The organism is Kitasatospora sp. NPDC092039 (genome assembly GCF_044756065.1).
Lineage (GTDB): Bacteria > Actinomycetota > Actinomycetes > Streptomycetales > Streptomycetaceae > Kitasatospora.
Genome location: NZ_JBIVSD010000019.1, coordinates 33,132 through 47,466, shown reverse-complemented (window position 1 = coordinate 47,466; position 14,335 = coordinate 33,132). Strand labels below are relative to the sequence as shown.

Below are 14,335 nucleotides of genomic sequence, written 5' to 3'. Positions count from 1 at the left end.
GGTGGACCATCGCCGGTGGACGTCGGCACCGGTGGACGCCGGTCAGTCGGCGGGCGTCAGCCCGGGTACCCGATCTCCGCGAGGTCCTCGGCGAGCTCGTCGAGGCCGGTGTCCGGGTTGAGCGCCGCCACCACGGCCGGAGTGAGCGGGCGCAGCGCCAGGACGTGCTCGACCGCGGCGGGGTCCAGCGCGCGCTCCGGCTCGAAGTAGTCCTCGGCCCACGCCCGGTAGGCCTGGGCGGTGCCGTCCAGCAGCAGGTCGAAGAGGCGCTCCGCGCCGCGCTCGGCGGCCGCGCCGTGCCAGGCGTCGTCCCCGGGGGCGCGCCAGAAGCAGCGGGTGACCGTCGGCCCGTCCTCGTCCCCGAAGGCGGGCTCCTCGGCGAAGCGGCGGAACTCCTCCGGCACGGCCGCGAGCAGCTCCGGGGCGTTGGGCGCCTCGTGGTCGAAGCCGCGCCCGTAGGCGCCGGCGGCGGAGAAGACCACGACCCAGTCGTCGCCCTGGCCGTTGCGCATCGAGGCCATCTCCTCGCCTTCGTCCCAGGCGGCGTCGAAGGAGTGGTAGCGCGACTCCCAGTCGTCCGGGCTGAGGATCGCGTCGAGCGTGGCCAGCGCGCGGCAGCGGTCGCGCAGCTCGGGGGCGGCGGGCAGATGGCTGAGCAGGTCGTTCATGGCGGCCATTCAACCCCGGCGGCCCGACAGCGCCGCGCCCGGGGCCGCCGGGGTACCTCCCGGGGCCGCCGGGCGTCCCGGGCCCCGCCACCGCGAGCCTCCCGGCCCGCCTCCGGCCTCAACCTGGGGCCCGCCCCCGATCCGTCCTACGCCCCGGGCTGCCGCCCCTTGCCCGGTGCCCCGGCGAAGGCCTGGGCGATCGGGAGCCAGGCGGTGGCGACCGGCCCGGTGGCGGTGAGCGCGAGGTCGTCCCGGTGCCGGCGCTGGGTCACCAGCAGGCAGAAGTCCAGGGCCGGGCCGGCCACCACGTCCGGTGCCCAGGCCGGGCCGATGGACCAGGTCCCGCCGTCGGACGCGGTCAGTTCGAGCCGGACCGGGTGCTCCGGTGCGGGCAGTCCGTGCAGCGTGAAGGCGAAGCCCAGGGTGCGCAGCCCGAGGTGGGCGATGTGCCGCAGTCGGTCGGTGGGCTCGCGGGTGGCGCCGAGCGCGTCCGCGACGTCCTGGCCGTGCGCCCAGGTCTCCATCAGCCGGGCGGTCGCCATCGAGGCGGGCTTCATCGGCGGGCCGAACCAGGGCAGCCGGACGTCGGCCGGAGCGGCGGAGAGCGCGGCCAGCACCTGCGCCCGCCCGGCCCGCCAGCGGGCGAGCAGGGCCGCGGGTCCGTCGGCCGCACCCGCGCGGGCGCCCTCCTCGACCGGGTCGGCGCCGGCCGCCAGCAGCTCGGTGAAGCGCCCGCCGAGCGACGCGCCGAAGCCCTCCGGGTCGCGCGCGGCCAGGGCCGTCCAGTCGTCCGTCCAGGCCAGGTGGGCGATCTGGTGCGCCACCGTCCAGCCCTCGGCGGGCGTCGGGCGGGCCCAGTCCCCGGCCGGCAGCCCGGCGACCAGGTCGTCCAGCACCGCGCTCTCGGCCCGTAGGTCCGCCAGCAGCCCGCCCAGGACGTCACCCGGGGCGTTCGGGTCGGTCATCGCTCTCCCTTCCGGCATCTTCCCCTCCGACGTCTTCCCCTCCGGCATCGACTTCTCCCCGCCGGTCCGGGCGGTCGCCGTCCGGCAGTCGCTACCCGCCGGTAGTGTCCCGGCGCACCCTACGCCCGCCCGGCCGCCGCCGTCCGCGACTCCACGGAACACGCATGTCAGGACTCTCGCCACCGGCCCCACCGCGTGTGACAATTCCGCGATGACCAGGGCTGCGGACCCCCACCTTGCGCAACCCGTCGACGGCGCTGTGCGGCCCGACGACCCCGAACTCGCCGCGCGCGCCGCCGAGCTGGTGCGGGACGCCGTGCTCGGCGACCTCGCCCGCCGGGTGGTGGCCGAGTGCGGCGCCGACGTCGGACTGGTCGGCGTGCCCGAGCCGCTGCCCGGGAGCCGCCCCGGCAGCGAGGGCATGGTGCTGCGCCACTGGGCCGGCACCCGGGCCGACCTGCTGCACGACGTGCCCGTCCCGGCCGGACTCGGCCTCGGCGGCCGCGCGCTCGCCGAACGCGCGCCCACCTGGGTGCCCGACTACCGTGCGGCGACGAACATTTCGCACCACTACGACGCGGCCGTGGCCGCCGAGGACCTCTACGCGATGCTCACCGTCCCGCTGATGGACGGCGGCACCGTGCACGGCGTGGTGTACGCCTCGCTGCGCGCCGTCGTCCCGTTCGGGGACGTGCGGATCTCCGCGGTCGGCACGCTGGCGAAGGCGGCGGCCCGGGCGCTCGCCGGGGCCGCCGCGTGGAACCGCGAACCGCCCCGGAAGGCGGCCCCCGTACCGCCGTTGACCCCGCGCGAGCACGAGGTGCTGCGCTGGGCGGCGACCGGCCGGACCAACCCGGAGATCGCCGCCCGACTGGGCCTGACCTGCAACACGGTGACGGGCTACCTCAAGTCCGCGATGCACAAGCTCGGTGTCCGCAACCGGACCGAACTCGCCCTCGCGGCACGGGAGTCGGGGCTGGTCAGTTGACCTGGCGGTCCCGCCCGGCCCAGTACGGCTCGCGCAGCCGGAACTTCTGCAGCTTCCCGGTGGCGGTGCGCGGCAGGGCGTCCCGGAACTCCACCGTGGTGGGCGACTTGTAGCCGGCCAGCCGCTGCTTGCAGTGCGCGATCAACTCGGCCTCGGTGACCGCCTGGTGGCCCTCCCGGAGCACCACCAGCGCCTTCACCGTCTCGCCCCACTTCTCGTGCGGCACGCCGATCACCGCCGCCTCGGCGACCGCCGGGTGGTCGTACAGGCAGTCCTCCACCTCGATCGAGGAGACGTTCTCCCCGCCGCTGATGATGACGTCCTTCTTGCGGTCGGAGATGGTCAGCAGGCCGTCCGTGAGGGTGCCGCCGTCCCCGGTGTGGAACCAGTCGTCCCGCAGCGCCTCGGCGGTGGCCCCGGGCTGCTGCCAGTAGCCGTCCAGCACGGTGTTGGAGCGCACCAGCACCTCGCCCTGGGCGTCCACCCGCAGCCGGGTGCCGAGCGCCGGGGCGCCCGCCTGCACCAGCTTCTCGGCCCGCTCGGCGGCCGGCAGCGCGTCCCACTCGGCCCGCGAGCGGTTGACCGTGACCACCGGGGAGGTCTCGGTCAGGCCGTAGAGCTGCATGAACTCCCAGCCCAACTGCTCCTCGACCTGCTGCACCACCGAGGTCGGCGGCGGGGCGCCGGCCACGATCATCCGCACCCGGTCCCGGCCGGGCACCGGGCCGTCCCAGTCGGCGGCCGCGTCCAGCACCATCTGGACCACGGCGGGCGCGCCGGACAGGAAGGTCACCCCGTGCCGCTCGACCCGGCGCAGGATCTCCGCGCCGTCCACCTTGCGCAGCACGATGTGCCGGGCGCCCAGGCCGGTGAGCGAGTACGGCAGGCCCCAGCCGTTGGCGTGGAACATCGGCAGGGTGTGCAGGTAGACGTCCCGGTCACCGGCGCCGTAGTGCAGGGCCATCACCGTCGCGTTCAGCCAGATGTTGCGGTGGGTGAGCTGAACGCCCTTGGGGCGGGCGGTGGTTCCACTGGTGTAGTTGATGGTGGCGGTGTCGTTCTCGGCCACCGCGTACCGTCGGGGAGTGCCGTCGAAGTCGTACAGCACGGCGTCGCTGTCGGCGCCGAGCACGAACTTGTGCTTGGCCACCACCCCGCTCAGCGAGTCGGCGATCTCCGGGTCGACCAGCAGCACGGAGGCGCCGCTCTGCTCGACGATGTACGACACCTCCTCGGCCCGCAGCCGGAAGTTCACCGGCACCAGCACCCGGCCGTACCCGCTCACCCCGAAGAAGGAGGTCAGCAGTCGGGCCGAGTTGTGCGAGACGATCGCGACCCGTTCGCCCGGGCCGACGCCGAGCCGGTCCAGCCCGGCGGCCTGGGCCCGGGCCAGCTCGGCGACCCGGCGGTAGCTCAGCTCGCCCCAGGATTCGGCCGGCTGCACCGGCTCGTCGACGATGCCGACCCGGTCGCCGTAGACCAGCTCGGCCCGGTCGAGGAAGTCCATCACGGAGAGTGGAATCTGCATGGGGCCACTGTCCTCTCCCGGCCGCGCCCTGCACACCCCCGATCGGGGGTGTCACCCGTCCGCGTGAGGCCCGGCGGCGGGCGGCGCCACCGCGTGCGGCCCGGCCCGGTGCGGCTCGGCCCCGTGCGGCTTGGCCTCGTACGGCTTGGCCCCGGGCGACCCTTCCGCGGGCACCCCGGCCGCCGCCAGCGCCGCCACCAGCCGGTCCCGGGCCTCGGTCTGGGCGGCGATCCGGCGCTCCAGCACCGCCAGCCGCTCCCGGACGATCCCCAGCACCCGCTCGGACGGCCGGACCGCCAGCACGTCCCCGTCCAGGCAGCCCAGCAGCGGCCGGAGGTCCTCCAGGGTGAGCCCTGCGGCCACCAGCGCGCGGATGTTGCGCACCCGGACGACCACCGACTCGCCGTACTCGCGGTAGCCGTTCGGCGCGCGGCCGGAGTCGATCAACCCGGCCTGCTCGTAGTGCCGCAGGGCCCGGGCGGTACTGCCCGTCCGGGCCGCCAGCTCGCCGATCCGCACCGCCACCCGTCCCCTCCCGGTCAGCCCACCAGCGCGCCGCCGTCCACCGACAACACTACGCCGGTCACGAACGAGGCCTGCGGCGAGGCGAGTTGGGTGATCGCCCAGGCCACCTCCGCCGGCCGGCCGATCCGGCCCAGCGGGGTGTGCTCGATCTGCCACTTCCGGATCGCCGCCCGCTGCTCGGGGCCGTACCCGGAGTGGTCGCCGATCGGGGTGTCGATCGCCCCGGGCGCCACCGCCACCACCCGGATGCCGCGCGGCGCCAGTTCCACCGCCCAGCTGCGAGTGACCGTCTCCAGCGCCGCCTTGCTCGCCGCGTACACCGAGTTGCTCGGCCAGCCGCGCTGCCCGACGGCGGTGCTGACGTTGACCACCACGCCCCGGCTCCGCTCCAGCTCGGGCAGCGCGGCCTGCCCGAGCAGCACCGGGGCGACCAGGTTGGTGGTCAGCAGCGCCTCGACGCCCGTACGGTCGAAGCCGCCGATGCTCTGCCGGTCCCGCACGATCGCCGCGTTGTTGACCAGCACGTCCAGCCGTCCGAACCGCTCCAGCGCCACCCGGACGATCTCCTCCGGCGCCCCCGGCCCGGTCACGTCCGCGGCCAGCGGCTCGATCAGCGCGGGGAACGCGGCCGCCGCCTCCTCCAGCGGTTCGAACCGCCGCCCCACCGCCAGCACCCGCGCCCCCTCGGCGGCGAAGGCCCGCGCGGTCTCCCGCCCGATCCCCGTCCCGGCCCCCGTGACCACCACGACCCTGCCCCGCGTCCCGCTCTCATCGCTCATGGGCCCACCCTCCGACCCTGCCGCCAACGTCAGGGTCAAGCGGGAACCCCGCCCTTCCGCGACGGGGGCCCCCGGCCCCGCGCGACGGGAGCCCCGCCCCGTTTGTCGAACCCGCCGCTCCGCTTGCTGAGCCCGCCGCGAACAGGGGCCAGGGGCCCCGCCGCCCGCCACCTCCGACTGCTAGGAAGGGCCCCAACGCACGGTCCACCCACGGGGAGCACACCCATGAACGACCCACGGCCCGACACCACGCTCTACGAGGCCGTCGGCGGCATCGACGCCCTGCGCCGGCTCAGCCACACCTTCTACCGGGGCGTCCTCGCCGACCCCCTGCTCGCCCCGGTCTTCGCCGGATTCACCCCGACCCACATCGAGCGGGTCGCGGTCTGGTTGGCCGAGGTCTTCGGCGGCCCGACCGGCTACACCGACGAACTGGGCGGCCACCAGGCGCTGCTCCGCGTCCACCTGGGCCTGGCCATCACCGAGGAGCAGCGGCTGCGCTGGATGGAGCTGATGGCCGAGGCCGTCCGCGCGGAGCTGCCCGAGGACGAACTGCTCCGCCGCCGGGTGCTGGAGTACTTCGACTGGGGCACCCGGATCGCCGAGGACGTCTCCGCCTCCCCGGCCGGCACCGACCTCGGCGAGCCCGGCCCGACCCCGCGCTGGGGCTGGGAGGGCCTCAAGTGACCGCCGCCCCGGCCCCGGTGGCCGACGGCCTGCTGCTGCGCCCCTTCGAGGACGCCGACGCACCCGCGCTGGTCGAGGCCTACCGGGACGAGACCCTGCGCCGCTTCACCCTCACCCCGGTGGACGACGCCGAGCAGGCCGCGCACTGGCTGCGCCTCCAGGACGAGGGCCGGGCGGCCGGCACCCGGTACTCCTTCGCCGTCCTGGACGCCGGTGAGCTGGTCGGCAACGTGGTGCTCAAGCGCGGCACCCCGGGCGGGGAGACGGCCGAGGTGGGCTACTGGACGGCCGGCCCGGCCCGCGGCCGGGGCGTGGCCCCGCGCGCGGTGGAGGCCCTCACCGCCTGGGCCTTCGCCGCCTTCGCCGAGGACGGCCTGCGCCGGATCGACCTGCTGCACGAGGGCGACAACCACGCCTCCTGCCGGGTCGCGGAGAAGAGCGGCTACGCGTTCACGGAGATCGTCCCGGCCTTCCCGCCGTACCCGCGGGACGGCCACCGGCACTCCCGGAAAAGGCTGGACGGATCCGATCGGCGCAGGTGAGATAGGCACATGGCTTCTCTGGTACGACACGTGACGATCGACTGCGCCGATCCGTACGCCCTCGCCGGCTTCTGGGCCGAGGCCCTGGAGGGCACCCTGGGCGAGGACGACAACCCGGGTGACGACGAGGTCCTGGTGGAGTCCGCCGGCGCCGGGCTGCTCTTCATCCGGGTGCCCGAGGGCAAGTCGGCGAAGAACCGGGTGCACCTCGACCTCCAGCCGCAGGACCGCGGCCGGGACGAGGAGGTGGCCCGCCTGGTCGTCCTGGGCGCCACCGTGCTGGCGGACCGCCGCACCCCGGACGGCAGGGGCTGGGTCACCCTGGCGGACCCGGAGGGCAACGAGTTCTGCGTCGAGCGCAGCCAGGCCGAGCGGGCGGCCACCGGGGGCGCCTGACCGGCCGGGTCAGTCCGGCCACTCGCCCACGGCCGCCCGCCAGGTCCACGAGGACCTGCGCGGGCGGCCGTTCAGTTCCGCGCGCCCGGTGCACCAGAGCAGGACCTCCGCGGGGTGAGCGGCCGGCTCCCGCGGCGCGTCCGGGAAGAGCCGGTCGAGCGCGAAGCGGCACGGTCCGGCCGGCGGCCGCCAGGCCAGGCCGAGGCCGCTGGTGATGTCGTGGGTGTGCAACAGGGTCTCGGCGACGCCCATCGCGGCGAAGCCGAGCGGCTCGCAGGGGCCGTGGTGGTAGGCGCGCAGCTCGGGCGGGGCGGCGTCCAGGGCGGTGGCGAGCAGGTGCCCGGCGGCGGTGACGACGGTGAGCACCTGGGCCGGGTCGGCCTCGGGCCGCACGGTGAGGTCCAGCGGCAGGTAGCGGTCCCGGGGGCGGGCGGCGAGCTGGCCGGCGTAGGCCAGCAGGTCGTGGGCGATGTGGGCGGCGGTGTCGCGGCAGCTCCACTCCAGGAGTCCGGCGGGCAGGTCCCAGTCGCGGTCCCCGGTGTGCGGGGCGAGGACCGCCAGCGAGGCGTCCAGGGCGGTTCGTACGGGGTCGCCGTTGCGCATGATCACTCCTTCGACGGAACGTCACACGATAGGCCCAACGCCCGGGCCCGCGCCGGGAGTCCGTCCGATAATCGACCCTGTCCGACGCGTTCCGTCCGATCGCCGGCACCCCCACCGCGCGAGCCCCCAGGCAGGCAGGTACCCATGGCCAGAATCGCCGTGATCGGCGCCAACGGCACCATCGGCAGCGCCGTCGTCGCCGAGGCGGTGGCGCGCGGGCACGAGGTCACGGCCGTGGTCCGCGACCCGGGTAACTACCGGGGCGGGGCCGCCTCCGTGGAACGCGCGGACGTGCTGGACCCGGCGGACGTGACCCGGGTGGCGGGCGGCCAGGACGTGCTGGTGAGCGCCGTCGGCGGCGGCGACGGCCCGGGCCACCTGGCGCTGATCGAGCCCGCCGCCCGCTCCCTGGTAGAGGGCCTGCGCGCGCTGGGCGACGCGGCGCCCCGGCTGGTCGCGGTCGGCGGCGCGGGCAGCCTGGAGACCGCGCCGGGCGTCCGGGTCTGGGACACCCCGGGCCTGCCGGAGCCGGTCCGCCAGATCATGCACGCCCACGGCGAGGCGCTGGACTACTACCGGACGGTCTCCGACCTGCGCTGGACGGTGCTCAGCCCGGCCGCCGAGATCGGCCCGGGGGAGCGGACCGGCCGCTACCGCACCGGCCTGGAGCAGCTGCTCACCGACGCCGAAGGGCGCAGCCGGATCACGGTGCCGGACTACGCGGTCGCCCTGGTGGACGAGATCGAGCAGCCCGAGCACATCGGCGAGCGCTTCACCTGCTGTTCCGCGTGAGGACCGTGAGGACCGCGGGCGGGTCGCGGGAGGACCCCCGGGAGGTGTGAGCGCCGGGCCCCGCGGGGTCAGCCCAGCTGGATCGAGCGCTTGGCCAGGCCCATCCAGAACCCGTCGATGACGCTGCGCTGGCTGTCCAGGTCGGCCTCGCCGGCGCCGAGGGTGACGAACAGCGGGGCGAAGTGCTCGGTGCGCGGGTGGGCGAGGCGTCCGGCCGGGGCCTTGTGCTCGAAGTCGAGCAGCGCGTCCAGGTCGTGGGCCTCCAGGGCGCGCCGACCCCAGTCGTCGAACTCGGCCATCACCGAGGTGACCCGGCCGTCGTCGCTGAGCGCCCGCAGGTTGTGGGTGAAGAAGCCGCTGCCGACGATCAGCACGCCCTCGTCGCGCAGCGGGGCGAGCCTGCGGCCGATCTCCATCAGTCGCTGCGGGTCGAGGGTGGGCAGCGAGACCTGGAGCACCGGGACGTCGGCGTCCGGGTACATCTCTACCAGCGGGACGTACGCGCCGTGGTCGAGCCCCCGGTCGGGGATGTCCTGGACGGGCGTGCCGGGGGCGCGCAGCAGTTTGCGCACGCGCTCGGCGAGCTCCGGCGCGCCGGGGGCGGCGTACTGGACCCGGTAGTAGTGCTCGGGGAAGCCCCAGAAGTCGTACACCAGCGGGAGGGTGGTGACGGCGCCGAGGGCGAGCGGGGCCTCCTCCCAGTGGGCGGAGACCATGAGGACGGCCTTGGGCCGGGGCAGGTCGGCGGACCAGGCGGCCAGCTCGCCCGGCCAGATCGGGTCGTCGGCCAGCGGCGGAGCGCCGTGCGACAGGTACAGGGCGGGCATGCGCTCGGGTGCCGCGGTGCTCATGGCGTCCTCCTCGGGACCGTTCGACCGGATAGGCGGTGGGCGGTGGGCAGATAGTTCAAATTTGAACGTCTACTGCGGTCGACGGTACACCTTCGTTCGAATTTGAACAACAGGAGTAGGCTTCACCCATGTCCTCTCTGAACGAACCCCGCTGGCTGGACCCGGACGAGGCGGCCGCCTGGCGGGGCTTCGTGGTCGCGAGCAACCTGCTGAACCGGCGGCTGGAACGCCAGCTCAAGGAGGACTCCGGGCTCTCCCACCAGCAGTACGAGATCCTGGTGCACCTGTCCGCCGCCCCCGGCGACTCGCTGCGGATGACCGAACTCGCCGACAAGCTGGTCACCTCCAAGAGCGGCCTGACCTACCAGGTCACCCAGCTGGAACGGGCCGGCCTGGTCGCCCGCCGCTCCTGCCCCAGCGACGTGCGCGGCGTCATCGCCGAACTCACCGACCAGGGGCGGGAGACGCTGCGCCAGGCCGCGCCCGGACACGTCGCCCTGGTGCGCGAGCTGCTGATCGACGTGCTCACCCGCGAGCAGCTCGCGGTCCTCGCCGAGGGCCTCGGCGCGGTCAGTGCCCGGCTGCGCCCGGAGGACGTCTGACGACCGCCCCGCCCTCGTCGGGCGATGGCGCCCGCTCCGCCGACAGCTCACGCCCCGCGCTCGCCAGCCCCGCAATTGCAAGCCGAGGACTATATTCACCATCGCATCTGCGAATGCTCGGCCCATCGCTCGGGTAGTCCTCTCGCGGGCCGCGGCGCCGTGGCCCGCGAGGAGGGAGCACCATGACCCCGGCGAGGCCCACCGTCCGACTCCACGGCCACCTCGACCGCCCCGCCGAGCTGACGGTGGCGCAGCTGCGCACCCTCCCCGCCCACCGGGTCGAAGTCGGCTTCGACTGCCGGACGGCGGGCGAACGGCACCACGCCTACGAGGGCCCGGCCCTGCTGGACGTGCTGCGCGCTGCCCGGCCCCGGATCGACTTCTCCGGCCGCAAGCAGCGGCTGCGTTTCCTGCTCTCGGTGGCCGGCGCCGACGGCCACCGGGCGGTGGTCTCCTGGGCCGAGATCGACCCGGACTTCGGCGGCCGGCGGATCCTGCTCGCCACCAGCGTGGACGGCGCCCCGCTGGACGCCGTCGGCCCGCAGCTCGTCGTCCCCGACGACCACTGCGGCGGCCGCTACGTCAGTGCCGTCACCGCGGTCTGGCTCGGCCCCCTCGGACACCCGGCGCGCCCCACCGCCTGACGGCCCGCCGCCGCCCCGCGGGTCTGCCGCCCGAACCCCGCCGCCGCACGCCGGAATGGGCCGGACGGTGGTCCGAAAACACTCGCCGGAGCCGGGTTTCCATGCCAACATGCCCGATATGGGGACGATTCTGCACGGCACCTTGGTCACGCTCCGCCCGGCCACCGGCGAGGACATCCCGGCACTGGCGGCCATCCGCGGCACGCCCGAGGTGTTCGCCCGCTGGCGCGGCGGCGACGACCTGGCCGGCGAGGTCGCCAACGACCTGGAATCGCCCGGTACCGAGACCTTCGCGATCGACCTCGGCGGCCAGGTGGTCGGCGCCATCCAGTGGTACGCCAACAACGACGACGAGTACCGGCACGCCGGGATGGACCTCTACCTCGACCCGACGGTGCATGGCCTGGGCCTGGGCACCGACGCCGTGCGCACGATGGCCCGGCACCTGGTGCACGACCACCACTACCACCGGCTGGTGATCGACCCGGCCGCGGACAACCTCGCCGCGATCCGCTGCTACACCAAGGTCGGCTTCCGCACCGTCGGCACCATGCGCCAGTACGAGCGCGGGCCGGACGGCACCTGGCATGACAACGTGCTGATGGACCTGCTCGCGGACGAACTGCTCGAAGGCTGACGCTCCGGCCGCGCCGGTCCCGGCCCCGCGCCGGCCCGACATCAGTTCCGGCGGCCCCGGCGTCAGTCCCGCGCCGCGGCCGGCGGGCAGCCGCAGGAGCGCCGGACCACCAGCCGGGCCGGGAAGGTGCGGGCGCCCCGGGCGCGGCGCTCCGGCCCGCCGAGGACGAGTTCCAGCGCGGCGCGCGCCATCTCGTCCTGCGCCGTGGTGACGGTGGTCAGCGCGGGCCCGGCGATCACCGCCTCGGCGATGTCGTCGAAGCCGGCCACCGCGAGGTCCTCCGGCACCCGGATGCCGAGGTCGTCGGCGGCCCGCAGCAGGCCGATCGCCTGGTCGTCCGTCGCGCAGAACACGGCGGACGGCCGGTCGGGCCGGGCGAGCAGGGCGAGCGCCTCGGCGTGCGCCCGGACCCGGTCGAACGGTGCCGGGGTGAGCCGTCCCTCGGTGGGCAGCCCGGCCTCCTCCAGCGCGGCGACCCAGCCGGCCGTCCGCCCGGTGACCGGGTCGTGCGGGCTGAGCGCGCGGGTGCCGCCGAAGCAGTGCACCTCGGCGTGCCCGTGCCCGAGCAGGTGGCGGACCACCTCGCGGGCGCCGCCCTCGTCGTCCGCGACCACGGCGACGCCGTCGGTGCTCTCCGCCCGGTGGTGCAGCAGCACCACCGGGGTACCGTCGGCCACGTCGAAGCCGGTCAGCCCGGGGGTCGCCGGGTCCTGGGTGACCAGGATCAGACCGTCCACCTGCATCCCGAGGAAGGCGCGGATGTAGTGCGCCTCGCGCTCGTCGGCGTAGTCGGAGTTGCCGATCAGCAGCAGCCGGCCGTGCTCGGCGGCGGCCTGCTCGACGGCGTGGGCGAGCCCGGCGAAGAACGGCTGGCGGGCGTCCGGCACGACCATCCCGAGCAGGTCGGTCCGCCGCCGGGCCATCGCCTGGGCGACCCGGTTCGGCCGGTAGCCGAGCTCCTCGACCGCCGCGAGCACCCGCGCCCGGGTCGCCGGCGCCACCGGCCGCGGCCCGTCGTTGATCACATAACTCACGACCGCCGTGGACGTCCCCGCCGCCCGCGCTACATCGTCCCGCGTCACCCTCGCCATGACCGTTGAGCCTACACAGCCCCTCCGACCAGCCTGTTTGCCGAGGCCCCGGGCGCCCCGACCGGCCCTCCGCGGTCGCGTCCCGGCCCCGGCCCCGGCCGCCCGGAGGGTGACGGGACAGGCACGCGCCCGCCCGGCGCCCCGCCCGTGGCTCCGCACCCCGCCCGCACGGCCCCGGGGGCGGAGCCGTCCGCTGGTTCGCACATCCCGCCGGGGCCCACGGTCCGCTAGTACGCGTAGTCCGCGGTGACGTCCGCCGACAGGCCGAGGGCGCGTTCGGCGCGGGGGCCGCGCAGGGCCAGCAGGGTCTGGGCGAGGGCGTCCACGGCGGCCAGGTGGGCGAGCCGGCTGGCGGTGGTCTCCAGGCCGAAGACCAGGTCCTGCCCGCCCGCGACCAGGGCCAGGGTGGCCGTCTCGGTCAGCGGCGAGCGGGCGTAGCTGGTGAGCGCCAGCACCCCGGCCCCGGCCTCGCGGGCCCGCCGGGCGGCGTCCACCACGCTGCGGGTGGCGCCGGTGTGGCTGACGGCCAGGCAGGCCGTGCCCGGGCCGAGCCCGGCGGCGGCCAGCTGGGCGGTGATCGGGTCGGCCGGGGCGTCCACCAGCAGGCCGAGCGCGCGCAGCCGGTACGCGAGGTCGAGCACCACCGCGCCGGACAGCCCGGCGCCCAGCAGCACCACCCGGCCCGCGCCGTCCAGCAGTTCGGCGGCCGCCCGCAGCTCGGCGGCGGAGAGGGTGGCGGTCAGGCCGTCCAGGGCGGCCCGGGCGGCGCGCAGGGTCTCGGTGAGCGCCCGAGCCGCCGGATCGCCCCCGTCGTCGGGCGCGGGCGCGGCGGCGGGGGCCTGCCGGGCGGCGGCGATCTTCAGCTCCTGGTAGCCGCGGAAACCCAGCCGCTGGCAGGCCCGGACCACCGAGGAGGGCGCGGTGCCGGCCAGCGTCGCGACGTCGCTGACGCTCAGGTGCACCAGGTCGGCGCCCCGGTCCAGCACCACCTGGGCGACCCGGGCCTCGGTGCCGCGCAGTTCGCCGAGCCGGGCCCGGATCTGGGCCGCCAGCCGGGATTCCAGGGGCGTGAAAAATTCGGAACGCTCTTCCATGGATCCAGGGTACCGTGGAATCTCGTTCCGGGTCCGTCGGTTTCCGGCGGTCGTTCGAGGGGAGGTCCGTGATGTCCGGAGGTGTTCCGGCGGTGCCGGTGGCCGTGCTCACGGCGGCGGTGCTGCACGCCGTCTGGAACGGCCTGGCGCACCGGATCCCGGACAAGCTGGTCGGCTTCACGCTGATCAACCTGACGTACGCGGCTTGCGGGCTCGTCCTGGTGGCGCTCAACCCGCTGCCGGCGGCCCGCGCCTGGCCGTACCTGCTGGCCTCGGTCGCGGTCCAGGTGGCGTCCACGGCGCTGCTGCTGCGGGCCTACCAGTTGGGCGACTTCGGCCAGATGTACCCGGTCGCCCGGGGCAGCGCGCCGCTGCTGGTGGCGCTGATATCGGCCACCGTGCTCGGCCGGCACCTGGGCACCGGAGAGCTGCTGGGGGTGCTGGTGATCTCCTCCGGGCTGTTCGGCCTGGCCTTCGCCCGGGGGATACCCGGGCGGGCGCAGCTGCCCGCGTTGGGGGCCGCCGTCGGAACGGGCGTGATGATCGCGGTGTACACGGTGCTGGACGGCAGCGGCGTACGGGAGTCCGGGACGGTCGGCGGCTACGTGGCCTGGCTGTTCCTGCTCCAGGGGCCGGTGCTGGCGCTGGTCGTCCGGGTCCGGCGCGGCCCCGGGCTGCTCGCCGGGGCGGGGCGGGCGGTGCCGCTGGGCGTCGTCGGCGGGGTGCTCTCGCTGACGGCCTACGGGCTGGTGGTGTGGGCACAGGCCAGGGGGGACTTGGCGACGATCGCGGCGCTGCGCGAGACCAGCATCGTCATCGCCGCGCTGATCGCCGCCGTGGTGTTCCGCGAGAGCCTCGGCCGGCTGCGGCTGACGGCGGCGTTCACCGTGCTGGGCGGGATCGCCGTCCTGGAACTCGCCCGGCCCTGAGGCGCCGGGGCGCG

At 75.5% G+C, this 14,335-nt stretch carries 18 protein-coding genes; 9 read left to right on the top strand and 9 right to left on the bottom strand.

Annotated elements, in window-relative coordinates; all coding sequences use genetic code 11:
• Positions 1-56: 56 nt before the first annotated feature.
• Both ACIQI7_RS30545 and ACIQI7_RS30540 read right to left on the bottom strand, forming a co-directional pair.
• On the bottom strand, positions 57-668 hold the full coding sequence (locus ACIQI7_RS30545) for a hypothetical protein (protein WP_401116250.1): 612 nt from the start codon (positions 666-668) through the stop codon (positions 57-59).
• A gap of 146 nt (positions 669-814) precedes the next feature.
• Entirely contained in the window at positions 815-1,633 is an 819-nt protein-coding gene (locus ACIQI7_RS30540; protein WP_401116248.1) for a TIGR03084 family metal-binding protein, read from the bottom strand.
• 211 nt (positions 1,634-1,844) lie between these two features.
• Here ACIQI7_RS30540 and ACIQI7_RS30535 point away from each other — a divergent pair, with 211 nt between their 5' ends.
• Positions 1,845-2,621 carry a LuxR C-terminal-related transcriptional regulator gene (locus ACIQI7_RS30535; protein ID WP_401116245.1) on the top strand — a complete coding sequence of 259 codons (777 nt, stop codon included), beginning with the start codon at positions 1,845-1,847 and terminating at the stop codon, positions 2,619-2,621.
• Here ACIQI7_RS30535 and ACIQI7_RS30530 read toward each other — a convergent pair.
• Genes ACIQI7_RS30530 through ACIQI7_RS30520 form a run of 3 tightly spaced genes read right to left on the bottom strand, consistent with a single transcriptional unit; the run spans position 2,614 to position 5,453 of the window.
• Entirely contained in the window at positions 2,614-4,149 is a 1,536-nt protein-coding gene (locus ACIQI7_RS30530; protein ID WP_401116242.1) for an AMP-binding protein, read from the bottom strand. The genes ACIQI7_RS30535 and ACIQI7_RS30530 overlap by 8 nt on opposite strands.
• Positions 4,150-4,200: 51 nt before the next feature.
• Positions 4,201-4,674 carry a MerR family transcriptional regulator gene (locus ACIQI7_RS30525; protein WP_401116239.1) on the bottom strand — a complete coding sequence of 158 codons (474 nt, stop codon included), beginning with the start codon at positions 4,672-4,674 and terminating at the stop codon, positions 4,201-4,203.
• A 14-nt stretch (positions 4,675-4,688) separates the two neighbouring features.
• Positions 4,689-5,453 (bottom strand): SDR family NAD(P)-dependent oxidoreductase, encoded by a 765-nt coding sequence (locus ACIQI7_RS30520; protein ID WP_401116236.1) that lies wholly within the window; start codon positions 5,451-5,453, stop codon positions 4,689-4,691.
• Between the two features lie 225 nt (positions 5,454-5,678).
• Between ACIQI7_RS30520 and ACIQI7_RS30515 the strand changes: the two genes are divergently transcribed.
• From ACIQI7_RS30515 to ACIQI7_RS30505, 3 genes are read left to right on the top strand one after another with little or no spacing between them, the layout of a single operon-like run.
• Complete coding sequence (locus ACIQI7_RS30515) at positions 5,679-6,140, top strand: group II truncated hemoglobin (RefSeq protein ID WP_401116233.1); 462 nt, start codon at positions 5,679-5,681, stop codon at positions 6,138-6,140.
• Complete coding sequence (locus ACIQI7_RS30510; protein WP_401116230.1) at positions 6,137-6,682, top strand: GNAT family N-acetyltransferase; 546 nt, start codon at positions 6,137-6,139, stop codon at positions 6,680-6,682. Before ACIQI7_RS30515 ends, ACIQI7_RS30510 begins: the two co-directional genes overlap by 4 nt.
• Before the next feature lie 9 nt (positions 6,683-6,691).
• Positions 6,692-7,078 carry a VOC family protein gene (locus ACIQI7_RS30505; protein WP_401116227.1) on the top strand — a complete coding sequence of 129 codons (387 nt, stop codon included), beginning with the start codon at positions 6,692-6,694 and terminating at the stop codon, positions 7,076-7,078.
• 9 nt (positions 7,079-7,087) lie between these two features.
• Here ACIQI7_RS30505 and ACIQI7_RS30500 read toward each other — a convergent pair whose 3' ends face one another.
• Positions 7,088-7,681, bottom strand: coding sequence for a maleylpyruvate isomerase N-terminal domain-containing protein (locus ACIQI7_RS30500; protein ID WP_401116224.1), 594 nt, complete (start codon positions 7,679-7,681; stop codon positions 7,088-7,090).
• Positions 7,682-7,825: 144 nt separating this feature from the next.
• Between ACIQI7_RS30500 and ACIQI7_RS30495 the strand changes: the two genes are divergently transcribed.
• A complete protein-coding gene (locus ACIQI7_RS30495; protein WP_401116221.1) occupies positions 7,826-8,473 on the top strand; it encodes an NAD(P)-dependent oxidoreductase in 648 nt (215 codons plus the stop codon).
• Positions 8,474-8,541: 68 nt separating this feature from the next.
• Here the strand turns inward: ACIQI7_RS30495 and ACIQI7_RS30490 are convergent, their stop codons facing one another.
• Positions 8,542-9,324: a dioxygenase gene (locus tag ACIQI7_RS30490; RefSeq protein ID WP_401116218.1), complete on the bottom strand. Its 783-nt coding sequence runs from the start codon at positions 9,322-9,324 to the stop codon at positions 8,542-8,544.
• Between the two features lie 137 nt (positions 9,325-9,461).
• Here ACIQI7_RS30490 and ACIQI7_RS30485 point away from each other — a divergent pair, with 137 nt between their 5' ends.
• The 3 genes from ACIQI7_RS30485 to ACIQI7_RS30475 all read left to right on the top strand — a co-directional run bounded on the left by ACIQI7_RS30485 (position 9,462) and on the right by ACIQI7_RS30475 (position 11,207).
• Complete coding sequence (locus ACIQI7_RS30485) at positions 9,462-9,926, top strand: MarR family winged helix-turn-helix transcriptional regulator (protein WP_401116548.1); 465 nt, start codon at positions 9,462-9,464, stop codon at positions 9,924-9,926.
• A gap of 182 nt (positions 9,927-10,108) precedes the next feature.
• A complete protein-coding gene (locus tag ACIQI7_RS30480) occupies positions 10,109-10,570 on the top strand; it encodes a molybdopterin-dependent oxidoreductase (RefSeq protein ID WP_401116215.1) in 462 nt (153 codons plus the stop codon).
• 118 nt (positions 10,571-10,688) lie between these two features.
• Positions 10,689-11,207 carry a GNAT family N-acetyltransferase gene (locus tag ACIQI7_RS30475; protein WP_387758255.1) on the top strand — a complete coding sequence of 173 codons (519 nt, stop codon included), beginning with the start codon at positions 10,689-10,691 and terminating at the stop codon, positions 11,205-11,207.
• Positions 11,208-11,269: 62 nt separating this feature from the next.
• Here the strand turns inward: ACIQI7_RS30475 and ACIQI7_RS30470 are convergent, their stop codons facing one another.
• Positions 11,270-12,298, bottom strand: a complete 1,029-nt coding sequence (locus ACIQI7_RS30470) for a LacI family DNA-binding transcriptional regulator (protein WP_387758257.1) — start codon at positions 12,296-12,298, stop codon at positions 11,270-11,272.
• Between the two features lie 227 nt (positions 12,299-12,525).
• Entirely contained in the window at positions 12,526-13,392 is an 867-nt protein-coding gene (locus ACIQI7_RS30465) for a MurR/RpiR family transcriptional regulator (RefSeq protein ID WP_401116211.1), read from the bottom strand.
• A gap of 71 nt (positions 13,393-13,463) precedes the next feature.
• Here ACIQI7_RS30465 and ACIQI7_RS30460 point away from each other — a divergent pair, with 71 nt between their 5' ends.
• A complete protein-coding gene (locus ACIQI7_RS30460; RefSeq protein WP_401116208.1) occupies positions 13,464-14,321 on the top strand; it encodes an EamA family transporter in 858 nt (285 codons plus the stop codon).
• Positions 14,322-14,335: the final 14 nt, after the last annotated feature.